11 protein-coding genes are annotated in these 15,830 nt (G+C 44.5%); 9 read left to right on the plus strand and 2 right to left on the minus strand.

All coding sequences use genetic code 11. From position 1 onward, the window contains the following. Positions 1 to 107 precede the first annotated feature (107 nt). The 7 genes from AC27HD_RS03925 (at position 108) to AC27HD_RS03955 (ending at position 10,033) form a co-directional block, all read left to right on the plus strand. Positions 108 to 1,250: a paraquat-inducible protein A gene (locus tag AC27HD_RS03925; RefSeq protein WP_487103951.1), complete on the plus strand. Its 1,143-nt coding sequence runs from the start codon at positions 108 to 110 to the stop codon at positions 1,248 to 1,250. Continuing rightward, positions 1,247 to 2,902 carry an intermembrane transport protein PqiB gene (gene pqiB, locus AC27HD_RS03930; protein WP_487103953.1) on the plus strand — a complete coding sequence of 552 codons (1,656 nt, stop codon included), beginning with the start codon at positions 1,247 to 1,249 and terminating at the stop codon, positions 2,900 to 2,902. The genes AC27HD_RS03925 and pqiB overlap by 4 nt, the downstream gene beginning before the upstream one ends. Positions 2,903 to 3,146: 244 nt before the next feature. Beyond that, entirely contained in the window at positions 3,147 to 3,794 is a 648-nt protein-coding gene (locus tag AC27HD_RS03935; protein WP_487103955.1) for a PqiC family protein, read from the plus strand. 5 nt (positions 3,795 to 3,799) lie between these two features. Next, complete coding sequence (locus AC27HD_RS03940) at positions 3,800 to 4,891, plus strand: GGDEF domain-containing protein (RefSeq protein WP_487103957.1); 1,092 nt, start codon at positions 3,800 to 3,802, stop codon at positions 4,889 to 4,891. Between the two features lie 184 nt (positions 4,892 to 5,075). Next, the gene (locus AC27HD_RS03945; RefSeq protein ID WP_487103959.1) at positions 5,076 to 6,224 is read left to right on the plus strand and encodes an efflux RND transporter periplasmic adaptor subunit; all 1,149 of its coding nucleotides are present in this window, start codon (positions 5,076 to 5,078) and stop codon (positions 6,222 to 6,224) included. 13 nt (positions 6,225 to 6,237) lie between these two features. Then, positions 6,238 to 9,414, plus strand: a complete 3,177-nt coding sequence (locus AC27HD_RS03950) for an efflux RND transporter permease subunit (RefSeq protein WP_487103961.1) — start codon at positions 6,238 to 6,240, stop codon at positions 9,412 to 9,414. A 127-nt stretch (positions 9,415 to 9,541) separates the two neighbouring features. Next, positions 9,542 to 10,033: a GNAT family N-acetyltransferase gene (locus AC27HD_RS03955; RefSeq protein ID WP_334061425.1), complete on the plus strand. Its 492-nt coding sequence runs from the start codon at positions 9,542 to 9,544 to the stop codon at positions 10,031 to 10,033. 94 nt (positions 10,034 to 10,127) lie between these two features. Here the strand turns inward: AC27HD_RS03955 and AC27HD_RS03960 are convergent, their stop codons facing one another. Continuing rightward, positions 10,128 to 10,739, minus strand: coding sequence for a TetR/AcrR family transcriptional regulator (locus AC27HD_RS03960; protein ID WP_487103964.1), 612 nt, complete (start codon positions 10,737 to 10,739; stop codon positions 10,128 to 10,130). 168 nt (positions 10,740 to 10,907) lie between these two features. On the opposite strand from AC27HD_RS03960, the gene AC27HD_RS03965 reads away from it, so the two are divergent. Together AC27HD_RS03965 and AC27HD_RS03970 are read left to right on the plus strand one after the other, a co-directional pair. Beyond that, positions 10,908 to 11,981 (plus strand): efflux RND transporter periplasmic adaptor subunit, encoded by a 1,074-nt coding sequence (locus tag AC27HD_RS03965; RefSeq protein WP_487103966.1) that lies wholly within the window; start codon positions 10,908 to 10,910, stop codon positions 11,979 to 11,981. A gap of 3 nt (positions 11,982 to 11,984) precedes the next feature. Continuing rightward, on the plus strand, positions 11,985 to 15,026 hold the full coding sequence (locus AC27HD_RS03970) for an efflux RND transporter permease subunit (RefSeq protein ID WP_487103968.1): 3,042 nt from the start codon (positions 11,985 to 11,987) through the stop codon (positions 15,024 to 15,026). Between the two features lie 126 nt (positions 15,027 to 15,152). Here AC27HD_RS03970 and AC27HD_RS03975 read toward each other — a convergent pair whose 3' ends face one another. Further along, the gene (locus tag AC27HD_RS03975) at positions 15,153 to 15,572 is read right to left on the minus strand and encodes a CBS domain-containing protein (protein WP_032096056.1); all 420 of its coding nucleotides are present in this window, start codon (positions 15,570 to 15,572) and stop codon (positions 15,153 to 15,155) included. Between the last annotated feature and the right edge of the window lie 258 nt (positions 15,573 to 15,830).

Here is a 15,830-nt window from a genome sequence, read left to right on the forward strand (position 1 = left end):
CAATGAGGATAGTCTATTTATGTCTACGCTACGCTATTTTGTAGACACTCAATATCAATGCTTTATATTATTGATATTACACACAACGGATGTCGTTAGCGACTAGTATGGAAAATCCAGAGCAGTTAATAATAGTGTGCGATCAATGCCACACTAGTGTGAGTATCCCCACGCTTGCCCATCGTCAAAGAGCGACATGCCCTCGATGTGCCCATACGCTGATTTTTTTCAAAAACAATGCCATTGAAAAATTACACGCTTATGCCCTTAGTGCGTTAATTTTTTTGTTACTTTCGCTGCCATTTAATTTTCTTACCTTTAAAGCCAGCGGGCAAAAGCACAGTATCGATTTGCCAAGCGGTATCACTGTGCTAATTGAAAACGACTACCTGTCGCTGGCGATCATCACAGGGCTAGCCACCGTTTTATTGCCTGGATTGGTACTTATTGGCTTGGCCTGGCTTTCTCTTGCGCAACTCAAACAACAGCGGCCATTTTACCTATTCCGTTTGTTCTCTTTCGTAAAAGCACTGCTTCCTTGGAGCATGGCAGAAATTTTTTTAATCGGTACTCTTGTGAGTCTAATTAAAATAAACGAACTAGCCGATGTAACTATAGGGTTATCCTTTTTTGCTTTTGTTGGTTTTAGTGCGTTTACCACGCTGGCTATCATGCAGTTTGACCCGACACGTTATGAAATGTGGCTAAAACAAGGTAAGCCACCAACGCCAAAGCCATTAACCGCGGCCCAAGCAGACGCTAGCATTCAGCGCACGTGGGCATTGCTTATCACATCGTGTATTTTGTATATCCCTGCCAATTTACTGCCAATTATGTATACTGAACTTTTTGGGCAAGAAACGCCTAACACCATTATTGGTGGAGTAATTTCCTTATGGGAATCGGGGTCTTACCCCGTGGCTATTATCATTTTAATCGCCAGCGTAGTTGTGCCGGTGGCGAAAATTTTAATATTAGCGTGGCTGAATTATTCAGTTCAGCGACAGCGAACCAACTCGCAACAGTTGCGCACACGATACTATCGACTTACCGAGGCCATTGGGCGGTGGTCGATGATTGACGTTTTTGTGGTAGCAGTACTGGTTTCTCTTATACAAATGGGAAACACGCTATCCATTTATCCTGGCCAAGCGGCTCTCGCATTTTGTGCGGTAGTGTTTATTACAATGATAGCTGCAATGACATTTGACTCACGGCTAATATGGCAGCAGTGGAAGCAATTACCATGACCACAAACGATCCAAACAATAACGAGGCGAAGGTAAAACCGACTTCATCTGTATCTAGAATATGGTTAATTCCTATTATAGTGGCGCTGATTGGTGGGTGGATGGTGTATTACCAGTGGACTAATCAAGGCCCGCTTATCACCATCGAGCTACACTCTGCAACAGGGATAGAGGTTAATAAAACCCCCATTAAAGTGCGAGATTTGGACATTGGTCAGGTTAAAAAAATATCACTCAAGCCAGACCTAGACGGCGTGTTAGTCACCGCCAGAATAGACGCCAGCGCTTCTCACCTACTCAATGAAAATGCAAAGTTTTGGGTGGTAGCCCCCCGCATCAGTTTTTCCGAGGTCTCGGGCTTAAACACACTAATCTCAGGAAGCTACATTGCCATGTCTGCCGATGACAATGGCAAAGAGCAACTGCACTTTAACGCTCTCTCTCGACCGCCAGTGACTCCGCCTGGGACGCCAGGGCTTCACGTGATGCTGCGAAGCGATGATGAGTTTGCTTATAAACCGGGCGACCCTATTATTTACAAGGGTTTTAAAGTTGGCGAGTTTGAAGACGCGACCTTTAACATTGAAGAGCGCGTGGTGTATTACGATGCGTTTATCGAAGCGCCCTATCATAAACTCATCACAGTAAACACACGCTTTTGGGATGTGAGTGGCGTAAAACTGCATCTTGAGTCAAGTGGCGTGAGTGTTGAAACCGGCAGTCTAGAAACCCTTCTTGCTAACGGTATAACCTTTGGTATTCCCGATGGTGTGCCAAAAGGTGAGCTTGTTGTAGAAAATGCATTTTTCACCATTTACGAAGACAATACGGCCGCTTCAGACGCGCGCTACAAAGTTGCCGCTGAATACCTGCTGTTAATTGATGAAAGTGTCAGAGGCCTCACTGTTGGAGCTCCAGTTGAATACCGCGGTATTGAAATTGGCAATGTAACGGGGATTAACTCGCTGCCCGCGGTAGAAGGCAACATATTAGAACAAGATTACCCTATTCCAGTGCTCATCAACATTTATCCAGGCAAAGCTCGACAGCCCGATACCGAAGAGGGGCTGAGTGCCATTAAGCAGACTTTACGTAACTGGCTAGAGCGAGATTTACGGGCCACGTTGAGAATGGGGAACGTGCTTACCGGTGGTCTATATGTAGACTTACAGCATGTGCCTGATGCAGCGGATAGTGGCAAAATATCAATAGTGAATGGTTACGAAGTTATTCCTACGGTAAGCAATGAATTTACCCAGCTTACGCAAAAAGCAGATGCCATTCTCGATAAGATAAATCAACTGCCGCTCAAAGAAATGGTGGCAAACGTACAGTTAGCGGTAGAGGACATGAAGCTGGCAGCAGAGTCGGTGGAAACCGCAAGCACCGACTTCGACCTTCTTATTGAAGACATTGACGCCAAGGCGCTCAATGGCAATTTAAACCAAGTACTGGTAAGTTTGGACAGTCTACTTAAAAACTACAGTGATGGCGGTTTCAATCAGTCGGAAATAAAAGAGACGGTAGATACGCTGCAAGATACGTTGAGAAACATTCAACCCTTGCTGCTGAAGTTGAATCAGTCACCGAATAGCCTCATTTTTTCAAAAGACGGTGGCGAAGATATTCAGCCTAAAGCACAAGAGAAATAACGATAAAATTAGTTTACAGTGCGTTGAAATATTAGGCTAAATTATCCTTTATTAGTTTAATAGTGTGTTATCTGAACGGGAAATGTATCGCATCGCAAAAAACAGCCATCAATAAAGGTGCGTTGCGATAAGAATTTGCGGAAATTAACGCTTATACGTTCAGATGCAGCGTACACTTGAAGTTTTCGCTTACTCGTCTTTTTGAGAAGCGAAATTGGCGTATTTTGATAGTTAGGGAAAGCGCGTGAAGGGACAAAATGAAATGAAAATGACGACTGGGCTTCTTTCGAAAACCCGACACAATACTTTTGCGTTAGTTATTGTTTCGCTACTTTTTGCGTTATCTGGCTGCACAAGCACTCAATCGTCTCTCTCTTATTACTTGCTTCATTCTGCAGTTTCATCCGCGCAGTCGGAAGGCTCTTTCAAGTCATCAGCAGATTCACCAGAAAAGAGCACCCCACTGCTGATAACGAGTATTACCCTACCCGACTATCTCAAGCATCGAGGGCTAGTGTATCAAGTAAGTGATACAAACCTGCATATTTCTACGACTCATCTTTGGGCCGAACCCTTTGAAGAAGGGCTGCGCAAGACGCTTCGAGATCAGCTTACCAACGACAATCTAGTAGTACTCACAAATAGAGACTATCAGGGCGATAGTGCAGTTGAGCTCAGCATTCACATTTCCGACTTCGTTAGCACCTTCAATGGCAACGTAGTATTAAAAGGTCATTTTATCGTGTCTACCCAGCAACCAGAAAAAGGTCGCTATCCATTTTTTATTGAAACAACGCTAGAAGAAGATGGGTTTTCTGCCAGTGTTATAGCTATGCGAAGAGCCTTGGCCGTGTTGTCCACTGAAATTGCAGAAAGTGCTAGAGCTAATTAAGCACAATGATTAGTATTTTCAAAAAATATGTGACGAGCGGCGTTAAGCATCACTATAAAGATGAGACTAACCGCAGGATCATGGTAGTGAATCTATTTTCCGCGGTTGGTGTGTCCATCACCTTCTTTTTAGGAATTAGAGCCCTACTTGCGCAAGAGCTCCCTCTCGCCATCATTCTGCTAACAGCGAGTGTTGTTTTTGCTCTTTCCCAACGCATTCAAATTCAATTTGGTACGCGGCGCTCACGCACAGTGTCTATTACCCTGTTGATATCGTGCTTAATGATATTGGTATTTCTTTTACTCGTTACCGGCGGCAAAGATAACACCGGGCCTTTATGGATTTACTTGGTCCCGCCGGTGACCATGTTTTTCGCGGGGGTCATACGAGGTCTTCTTGCGCTACTTTTATTTACCATCGCCTGCACCCTGTTATTTTTTGTTTTCGATGAGTCTTTGCTTATAGCGTCTTACTCCTACGCGTTTAAATCTCGCTTACTCTACTCGTTTTTAACGGTGACATTTCTGTCTGCTTTTTACGAATACAGCAGACAGAAAAGTTACGATATTGCGTTAGATTTGTCTGAACAGTTTGAGCAACAGGCTAATCATGACCACTTAACCAAGCTTGTTAACAGGCGCGGTGCGCAAACCGCACTAGAACGTGAATACGCGCGAATTCAGCGAAGCAGTAATACATTCTCAATAGCGATTGCCGATATAGACAGATTTAAAAGCATTAATGATACTTACGGTCACGAGGCCGGCGACGAAGTACTTCGCAAAATTTCGCGAATTTTTAGCGCCCGGTTAAGGAAGCAAGATATTCTTGCTCGATGGGGTGGTGAAGAGTTTATGTTTATCTTCCCAGAAACATCCGCTAGCGAAGCTGCGAACGTATTAGAAGCGCTACGTGAAGTCTTGAGCAATTCGCCTATCGCCATTTCAGCTCACGATATTCACATTACGAGTAGTTTTGGGGTTTGCGAGATAACTTCTCAAGTATCTTTAGCCGATGGAATACGACATGCAGACATGTCCCTTTACCGCGCAAAGGAGTCTGGCCGCAACAAGGTCGTAGTTTACTCCAACAGTTAAAATAACTGTTTACATTTTTCAATCGTTGATGACATTGTCATCCCCCCCTTCTCCACTAGCGTCTGCGTTTTAAGCTGTCTCAGTGCTTTCTTTGTAAGGTCATGTTTAGTTACAAATATAATGGAAAATGTATCGGTATAAGCGCTAGACTATAGGCAGACTCGGCAACCACATAGACTAAACAATGAAATTGATGAAAATTGTATTACCCATAGGCATTCTTATCCTCGGGTACGCAGGTATGAAAGGTATTGAAGTATCAGCTGCCGACAATACGGCTGCCGAAAAAATTGATACGCGACCTACCGTCACCATCGATTCTTTGGTTCCTGAAGACGTAAGAATACAGCTTACGTCATACGGAGAGGTTGCCCCCTTAGAAACCACCAACCTTTCAGCACAAGTATCCGGCGAAGTTCAAACATGGAACCCGAAACTTGTAAGCGGAGGGTTAGTGCGCCGAGGAGAAACATTATTTACCGTAGAGCCCGACGCCTATGAGGCTGCGCTACTTCTTGCACAAGCTAACGTAGCCAGTGCAGAGGCTCAACTGATCCAAGAAAAAGCGCAGGCGGATGTTGCCGCAAGAGAAGCGAAGACCATGCCCAACTCTAAGGTATCCGACTTATACCTTCGAAAACCGCAAGTGAAGAGCGCAGAAGCCGGGTTAAAATCAGCTCAAGCTCAACTAAAACTTGCCAAGCGTGACTTAGAGAATTGCAAAGTTAAAGCGCCCTACGATGCCCTTATTGTGTCGCGCAACATTAGTACAGGCGATTATGTGACCCAAGGCTCACCCGTGGCTGTACTGAACAATATTGAGTTTGCAGAAGTGACCTTTCCCGTTGCAGGCTTTGATAGCAAATTCCTTGACGCCAACTCAATTGGCAGAGAAGTCGTCATATCTGACAACAACGCACAAGGCATATCGCTTAGAGGCGTTATTCACCGTGATACAGGCGTAGTAGATAATAACACCCGAATGTCTTATTTCGTTGCCCGCATTAGTGACCCCTACGCCATTAACTCTAACGGCCCAACGATAAAGTTTGGTTCTTACGCGTCGGTAACGTTTGAGGGCAAAGTACTAAAAGATGTATTTCGCATTCCTCAAGAGCTGGTTACCAATAGAAAGTTATGGACCTTAGATGAAGACAATAACCTGCATTCAAATAAGGTTAACGTGGTTCGTGAAGACAGCGGGGACTTTTTGATCAAGGGCGACTTTGACCCAAAAAGAGTGGTGATGAATTTACCCGAGTATCCGCAAAACGGCATGGCTGTGAAAGTTATTGAAAACCTTTCCGACTCAGTGACAGCGAAAGCGAACTAATTTAGGAACCGCCATGGAAACTCATAACGACACTCAGCACGGCCTTATCGCTTGGTTTGCGCGAAACTCAGTCGCCGCAAACTTATTAATGGTTTTTATCATTATTATGGGCATTGCCAGTTTTCTAACCATTCAACGTCAAATGTTTCCCAACATTGAAATTAACTACATCACCATTAATGCAAATTATCCTGGCGCCTCCCCTCAAGAAATAGAAGAGAGTATCTTTATAAAGATTGAGGAAGCCATTAAAGACATCACAGAAATTAAACGCACGGTTTCTCGGGCGTTTAGAGGTAGCGGCACCGTAAGTCTTGAGATTGAAACAAAAGCAGAGCTTACGGACGTACTCGATAAGGTAAAACTGCGAGTAGACGGCATCGCTACCTTTCCGGCAGGTATGGAGCCGGTCAACGTTTCGCAAGTAGAGTTTCAACAAGACGTCATCGAGATGCCCTTAGTCGGCAATCTTCCCCTTGCTGAACTAAAGAAAATTGCGAAAGAAGTGGAAGATGAGCTATTACAGCTAGGCAATGTGTCTCTTGTGCAAATGTCGGCACCTGATGACGAAATTGCCATAGAAATAAAGCCGGATACGCTTAGAAAATATAACCTGTCAATTTCTGATATCACTCGTGCAATCAATAGCTACTCAGCAAACATGTCAGCAGGACAAATTCGCACTAATGCAGGCCTTGTATCGGTACGTGTTGAAAACCAGTTTTACAGCGGTGAAGAGTTTGCAGAAATTCCGGTTAAAATAGGCGCGGGTGGCGCTCGAGTGACCCTTGGCGATGTAGCCTATATTAATGACGGTTTCGTAGAGGGCGAAAGGTACTTTAAATACAACGGCATGAATGCTATCTCAATGGCGGTCAAAGCTACAAAAACACAAGATACCATTCCCGTTGCAGAAACCGTTAAAGCATACATCGAACAAAAAAATCAGTCATTTACCGAAGATGTACAAATTGAAGTGTTAGTAGATTTAACCTACTACCTTAATGCACGACTGGACATGATGCTATCAAACCTAATTCAAGGTTCGGTGCTCGTTGCCTTTATGCTTACCCTATTTTTGCGGTTTCGATTGGCGCTATGGGTAATGGTTGGCCTCCCCGTTTGCTTTTTAGGTGCGGTAATGCTGATGCCGTTGTTTGGTATTAGTATCAACATCCTCTCGTTATTCGCATTTATTATGGTGCTTGGGATAGTGGTAGATGACGCCATTGTGATAGGAGAAAGCGCCTATACCGAAATTGAAAGTCAGGGCGGCGGTGTCGATAACGTTATTCGCGGGGCCAAGCGTGTAGCAACACCGGCTACATTCGGTGTACTTACCACTATCGCTGTTTTTGCCCCCTTTACGTTAAGCAGCGGGCCTGAGGGTGCATTTTTCTATAATATCGCTGTCGTGGTTATTCTGTGTTTAGCATTTAGCCTTGTTGAATCGAAACTAATATTACCAGCTCACTTAGCACACACGAACTTTTCCCCTATTAAACCAGACAGCTGGCGCGCGAAATTTAATAAGCGCTTTCAAGGTATTATAAACGGCCCATACAAGCGCACCGTTGAAGCGGCAATCAATGCACGCTGGGTAGTGTTTATGATGTTTGTTGCCCTGCTTATGATCAGTTGGGGACTAATAAGCGCCAATTATGTACGTATGGTACCTAACCCTAAAGTCCCCCATGATTTTCCTAGTGTCAGAATAGAAATGAACGAAAATGTCTCTGACCTTGCCACAATCAATGCGTTAAAGATTGTCGAAAACACCATTCTTAGTGTTGAAAAAGAGCTAATAGAAGAATTTGGCACCGGCATGGTTCGCGACAGACTGGCTTTTAATAACTCCCGCAATGAAGGCCGAATTCTTACTCCATTAGTGAATGAAGATGAACGACCAATCGACACGTTTGAGCTGGCTAGACGCTGGCGAGAGGCTATACCTGAAATTAGCGGCATGAAGTCATTCACGGTTATCGACGATGTTAACGGCGGTGGTGGTGATGACGGCGAATTCGGTTATCTTCTTTTTGGCCCCGATATTGATACGTTGAACGCCGCCGGCTTGAAGTTTATTGAAATGCTTCAGCAGCAGGATGGGCTTTTTGATGTCAGCTCTACTATCGACCCACCCAGTAAAGAAGTGCAGATGTCATTGTTGCCCGTGGCTTATGATTTAGGGCTTACCCTGTCAAACATTGCATCCCAAGTTGGCGCTGGATTCTACGGTGGTGAAGCACAGCGAGTAATACGCAACGGTGAAGAGGTGCGCGTTATGGTTCGCTATCCTGAACTGACTCGCGAACGATTTGCCGAATTAAAATACTCTCTCATTACCACTCCCACTGGCGAAGAAGTCATGCTTGGTGATGTTGTCGTACTTGAGGAAAAACCAGGTATTAGTTACATCCGCCGAGAAGGTGGATACAGAAGCGTATACGTATGGGGCAATATTGACGAGGAAACCGTTGAGCCAAATGAGGTGGTAGAAGAGATTAAAGAAACCTTATTACCTCAGCTCAAAGAGGAGTTTCCTTCGGTGATGACCGAGCTTGGCGGTGACATTGAAGAACAACAGGCTCAACAAAATGAACAGGTCTTATTTTTCATAGCCGCGATGGTGATGGTGTATATACTTCTTGCTGTGCCGTTAAAAAGCTACGGACAACCGCTCATTATCATGTCGGTTATTCCGTTTAGTCTTACAGGGGCTATCTGGGGGCATTTTATTCTAGGGTTAGACCTTTCTATGATGTCTACCTTTGGTTTAATCGCCGCCGCCGGTGTTGTTATTAACGACTCCCTGGTAATGACCGACTTTGTCAATCAGCGACGCAGTCAGGGTTACAGTGTAAAGCACGCTGTGGTTGAAGCAGGTACAGCGCGCTTTAGGGCTATTACACTAACCTCAATAACCACCTTTGTTGGGGTTTTACCCATAATGTTTGAGACTAGCCTACAGGCGGCCTTCGTAGTGCCAATGGCAGCCGCGCTTGGCTTTGCAGTTCTTTATGCCACCCTAGTTACGCTAATTTTAGTGCCATGCCTCTACTTAATCTTACTTGATTTGAGGCTGCCCTTTTCATGGATAAAGAAAAAAGTGTTTGGAAGCAGAGGCCTTAATTCAAATGTGGATATAGGCTCCAGCGAACCTGCTGTTGATAGCAATGGTAGTGATTAACCTTTGGTCCTCGTTTAAATAGCGCACAGAGCGCTGCAAAAATGGTTAACATAGATAAAACGCCCTGAGCAAATGTCAGCCTTATTTTTAAGGCTGACGTTTTTTATAGAGTAAATAAGGAATTTCCATGAGTAATGCGCTAAGTATTCGCCAAGCCACTCCACAAGATATCCATCAAATTCGCCAGTTTATTCTAGAGCTTGCGATCTATGAAAAAGCTGAGCACGAAGTTGAAGCCTCAGAAGCTGACTTACACAACACCCTATTTGGTGATAAGGCCACGGCTCACTGCGTTATTTGTGAAAATGATGGTGCACCAATTGGTTTCGCCGTTTACTTCTTTAACTACTCTACGTGGCAAGGCAAAAACGGGCTTTATTTAGAAGACCTTTATGTCTCACCACAGTCTCGTGGGTTAGGTGCTGGTAAAGCACTACTTCAGCATCTTGCTAATATTGCAGTAACATCAAATTGTGGTCGCTTTGAATGGAGCGTACTTGACTGGAACAAACCGGCTATCGATTTCTATGAATCACTGGGTGCGAAAGCGAAAAGTGAATGGTTAGGCTATAGAATGGATGGCGAAACCTTAGTGAATTTTGCGAAAACGGGTCAGTAAGGTGGTATCGAAGTCATTGCCTATTGCAGTAGGCAATGATTATTTATACTGAAAGCTTTTAAACGACTGCTTTTATAGCTCGTATCTGAGGAGCCTAGCTGGCGTATCTACACAGCACTAGTGCTGCAATATTCTTAGTAATTCGCCGCTTGTCGTCTTCACTTAATGTGTCTTCTATCTTAAACAGCTGCGGCCAAAAACACTGCCCTTTAATTAAGCTGTCTATTTCATTAACCACTTGCTCTAGGTCGTCAAACACTAATCGACCATCGGCTTTTCCCGCTTTAAGCCAGCGATGTAACGACGACTCTTGCGCTTTAAGTTGCGCTACTTCGTCTTTCAGCTTTTCTGGTTCGTAAAAGAAATGCCCGATGGCAACGCGAGCTAACTCTAAGTGACCCTCGCTACACATAAACGTGACTTCTTGAAATACAAGCTCTTCTAACTGCGCGTTAAGGGGTAAATCATGCTGATACTCAACGCCAATATTCACCAAAGCGCTCTTCCATTGCTCTTTGATTAAATGCATCACCAATTCTTCTTTTCTTGAAAAATGGTTGTATACCGTTCGCTTCGACACCTGCGCTAGCTCGGCCAGTTTATCCATACTGGTGCCGTTAACCCCAAACTCTTGAAATGCTTGAGTCGCGGCTTGAATAATCGCTTCGCGTTTTTTATCGCTTCGCTTACGTGTAACGTCAGTCATTTAATATAGTCTTAATGAATATTGCCTTTCATTTTACACTGAACAGTTTACTTTTCAATGTGACCGAACTAAAATGCACTCATCAGTTTACTTTATAAAGAAATCTTTGTTGCCGTATTCTGTTTCTTCTAGTCCCATTTACTTACTTGATATGGATTACAAAACACTATGTCCATGATGCGAATCTCTCGTACCGTTTTTGTCACCGCCCTCGCCTTTTTCACACTTGCTGCGTGCACGTCTGAAAAAAGTGAAACATCAGAACCTGACTCACCACGCTATGTGAAGCTTGCCGATGTGAGTAATATTCCAAATTTTGATGAGTTTACGTTTCCGGCAGTGGTATCTGCCGTAAAAACGGTAGATTTGAGCTTTGAAGTGTCAGGGCGCCTAATTCAAACCGACCTAGTCACCGGCAACGATATTGAAAAAGGCAAACTGCTTGCAACCATAGACAGAAAGCCCTTTGAACGTCGCATGGAAGAATCCAAAACTCGCTTAGAGCAATCTGAGCGTGAGCTTAATCGCATAGAAAAGATGTTTGCACAAAAACTAGTGGCTCAAAGCACATTAGATTCAGCAAAAACATCGTATGAGCTAGCAATGCTGGACCTTAAAAACGCAGAGCAAGATTTAAGTTATACCCAACTTTACGCCCCATTTGATGCCAAGCTGTCTCAACGATTGGTAGAGAACAACAGCTTTGTTGCAGCAGGTACACCCATTGCTCGTCTACAAGACGTGTCAAAAATATACTTTAACATTAACGTGCCAGAGCGTTTGCTTACCGCAAATTTAGGCCGTGGTATTAAGCAAGCCAGCGCAACCCTTGCCACTAATAGAAGCCAATGGTATCCGGTTAGCTATGTTGAGCACTCTACTCAACCTGATCCGGTGTCGCAGACTTATGAAGTTGTTTTTGCCATGGAGCCTCGGGATGAATTACCGCTAACACCTGGCGCTCGCGCCATTGTTAAGGTAAGCCTGCAGGGCTCAATGTACCCAGAGGGCCTGGTAGTCCCGGTCAAGTCTTTGGTTGGCGATGAAAACAACGGGTTTGCAGTGTGGATTTTTGATAACACCACCAGCCGCGTTAACAAGCAAACGGTTAACGTAAAGCATATTGAGAACGAGCTTGCCATCATCGAAGGCGATATTAGTCTGGGTCAGCGAGTTGTGTCTGCTGGTGCAACGAAAATGACCGCTGACATGAAAGTACTTCCCTACAAAGGAGAAAAGTAATTCATGGATATAGCACGCTTTTCAATTGATAAGCCGGTTAATGTCTGGCTAATGGTGGTGATACTGCTTTTGGGCGGCATTTTGGCAATGACCAAAATAGGACGCCTAGAAGACCCTGCATTTACCATTAAACAGGTAAAAGTGTATACCGCTTACCCTGGTGCAAGTGCACAAAAGGTAGAAAGAGAAGTCACCGAGCGATTAGAAATCGCTATTCAGCAAATGCCTCAGTTGAAGAAAGTAAACTCGGTGTCATCGCCAGGACTATCTGAAATTACCGTTGAAGTTAAAAGTACTTACGACAGTGATGTGCTGCCGCAAATATGGGATGAGCTAAGAAAGCGCATTCGGGATACAGCAAGCTCCCTTCCTACTGGCACTCAAGACCCCGTTGTCTATGATGACTTTGGCGATGTGTACGGTTTGTATTACGCCCTAAGTGCACCTGACTTTGACACGCGAGAGCTTCGCGAGTTTGCACGTATAATTCGCCGCGACCTTCTTACCACAGACGGAGTGGCCAAAGTAAATGTTACTGGTGTACAAAACGAACAAATTGTTGCCTACATAGACCCCTATCAGCTTGCGGGTTTAGGTATTTCTTTTCCAGATTTAGCCTCACTGTTTCAAGATAATCTGCGCCCGTTTAACGGAGGACGGGTAAAAGTAGATGAAAAAAATGTTCGCATTATCGTTGAGCGTGCTCCCGATAAATTAGAAGAAATATCTAACTTATCTGTGGTAATTCCAGGTACTAATCGTTCGTTACGTGTGGCAGACATTGCAACGCTTAAACTTGAACCTGCCGATATTCAGTCGGTATTGGTACGTTACAATGGCGCCGAGGCATTAACGTTAAGCGTGTCAGCACTTGCAGACGTCAACATTGTAGATGTGGGCGAGCGTGTTAATGCCAAAGTCGACGAGCTATTAAAGCAACTACCAGTAGGAATTACCCTAACGCCTATTTACGATCAAGCCTCGGTGGTTGACGAATCGGTAGATGGCTTTATCACCAACCTTGTGATGTCGGTTGCCGTGGTAACCCTGACCTTGTGCCTGTTCATGGGCTGGCGCTCAGGCGTTGTAGTAGGCACCGTATTGCTTGTTACCGTGTTAGGTACAATCCTTATTATGTGGCTAATGGGTATTCAACTTCAGCGCATATCGTTAGGCGCAATGGTTATTGCCATGGGTATGTTAGTTGATAACGCCATTGTAGTAGCAGAAGGCATGATGCTAAGAATGGCCACGGGCACAACAGCGAAAAGTGCAGCAAGCTTTATTGTGAAACGTACTCAATGGCCATTATTAGGGGCAACTGTAATAGGTATAGCTGCATTTTCAGGCATTGGTTTATCAAATGATGCCACCGGTGAATTCCTTTATTCACTGTTTGCCGTAGTACTCGTGTCGCTTATGATCAGTTGGGTGCTAGCCGTAACGCTAGTACCCGTGCTAGGCGCTTATTTTTATAGAAAAGGCATGTCCCAAGGTGAAAACGACAAGCCATCTGCCATGCTTAGTGCCTTTAAGGGCGCACTATTAAAAGCGCTTAAATTTCGCTGGATAACCATAGCAGCCCTTGTCGTTATTACTGTTGTGGCTTACGGCAGCTTTGGTATGGTGAAACAAGGCTTTTTTCCACCGTCGAATGCGCCATTGTTTTTTGTTCATTATTGGGGGCCGCAAGACCGCGACATTCGCGCTACTGAAGAAATAGCTCAACAAGCTGAAAAACGCATTCTTGGTATGGAAAACGTGACGGCGGTGACTACTTTTATAGGCCAAGGTGCGGATCGCTTTACTTTGACCTATGCCCCTAAAAGCGCTAACGAAAACTATGCGTTTTTCATGGTACGGGCAGAAACACTCGATGCTATCCCCTCTATTCAAGCTAAACTTGCTGATAAGCTCAGCGACTTAGACTTTGATGCAAACTTTTATATGGAGCGCATGCAGTTTGGCCCTGGGTCGGGCGCAAAATTAGAGGCTCGCTTTTCAGGTCCTGATGCAGAAGTGTTAAGAGAATTGGCAGAGCAAGCAAAGGCGCTGTTCTTTGAAGATGAGCAAATTATTGATGTACGCCACAACTGGCGTGAAAAAGGCTTTGCCATTAATACCCAATACGACAATTACAACGCGGGTATTGCGGGTGTCTCTCATTCTGACTTTAGCCAAACGGTGCAATATGCAAGTAGCGGCGTACAGCTTGGAACGGTGCAAGACGGCGACTACGCCTACAGTATTATGGCCAAAATGGGTAAGGCAGAAGACACTGAACTTCAGTCGATTCGCGAGTCACAGGTGTGGTCGTCACAGCAACGCCAATATGTACCATTCACACAGGTGTCAAAAGGTCTCGAACTCATTACCGAAGAAATGCGAATTCATCGACGAGATCGCCTTCGTACAATCACTGTTGAAGGTGAACCAGGTCCTGATGAAACCGCTGCAAAAGCATTCGAGAGAATACGTCCTGTGGTTGAGTCTATTGAATTGCCGCCAGGCTACCATCTTGAATGGGGTGGTGAATTTGAAAGCTCTGGAGATGCTCAAAAAGCGTTGGGCGCTGGGCTACCAGCAGGCTTTTTAGTGATGTTTATCATATCAGTGCTTCTATTTGGTCATGCTAGACAGCCGCTTATTATATGGCTAGTAGTACCCATGGCCGTCGTAGGTGTGGTTTCTGGCTTGCTAGCAACCGACATGCCCTTTGGCTTTATGTCATTGCTTGGCTTTTTAAGCTTGTTTGGCATGCTAATTAAAAATGCCATTGTATTGATTGAAGAGATTGACCTTCAAATTGAGGAAGGGCTAGCCATTAGAAAAGCCATTGTAGAGGCTACGTTAAGCCGTGTAAGGCCAGTCGCATTAGCTGCTGTAACCACTATATTAGGTATGGCGCCGCTGTTGTTCGACCCATTCTTTGCGGATATGGCGGTGACCATTATGGGTGGACTGTCTTTTGCTACCGTGCTAACGCTTATCGCTGTACCTGTGCTTTACAGCCTGTTATTTAAGGTGAGCTACCGTAAATCGTAGTTTTAAATAACGGCTAAGAACAAAAGCGATAAATAGACAAAAGCGGCCAAAGTCCCAATGAGTGGACTGGCCGCTTTTTTGTTTTCTTGTTGTTTAAAAACGTTCTACCCTCACCCTATCGCAGCGCTACCGCTTCGATTCAACACGTTGCTGCATAAAGCGCATTACATCGCGCCACGACACCATGCCTACCGGCTGGGACTTTTCATCGACAATGGGAATACAGGATATTTTGTTGCTATTGAATAGCTCAATAGCGGTGAAAATTGATGATTCTGGAGACAGAGTAATAACCTCGCGGGTCATTATCTGATGCGCCCTTTTGTCCAGCGTTGCTCTATCGGCCATTCGCTCACTAATAGTATCAACAAAGGGACTAACGGCTTTCAACAAGTCTCTGTCTGAAATAATACCCTGTAGTGTGTTGTCATGCACAACCACCAAGTGATGAAAGCCCGTTGCAGTAAACAGTTCTCGCAAAGACTGTAAGCTGTCATCCATATAAACGCTTACCACGCGTTTAGACATAATATTTGCAACACTCATACTAAAAGGTCTCGTTTTTCTATTGAATTTAATTGAAGCGATAGAGTTTGAGCATAAAAAGAGTGCCCGGTAAATGCAAGGGCAACTGCCATTGACGCAAAGCTCAACACAACAAAGTCATAAATTATTAAAGTAATAAATCGAAAGGATTATGTCTAAAAACCCACTAGTAAGAGCCCGCAATAACCCTTAGACTGCGAGCATAAAAATAAAAACGACAGGTAAACCGCGGTATGTGCTGTGCATACTGCAACAAAG

It is taken from the genome of Alteromonas sp. 4NS20-0143 (genome assembly GCF_057542855.1).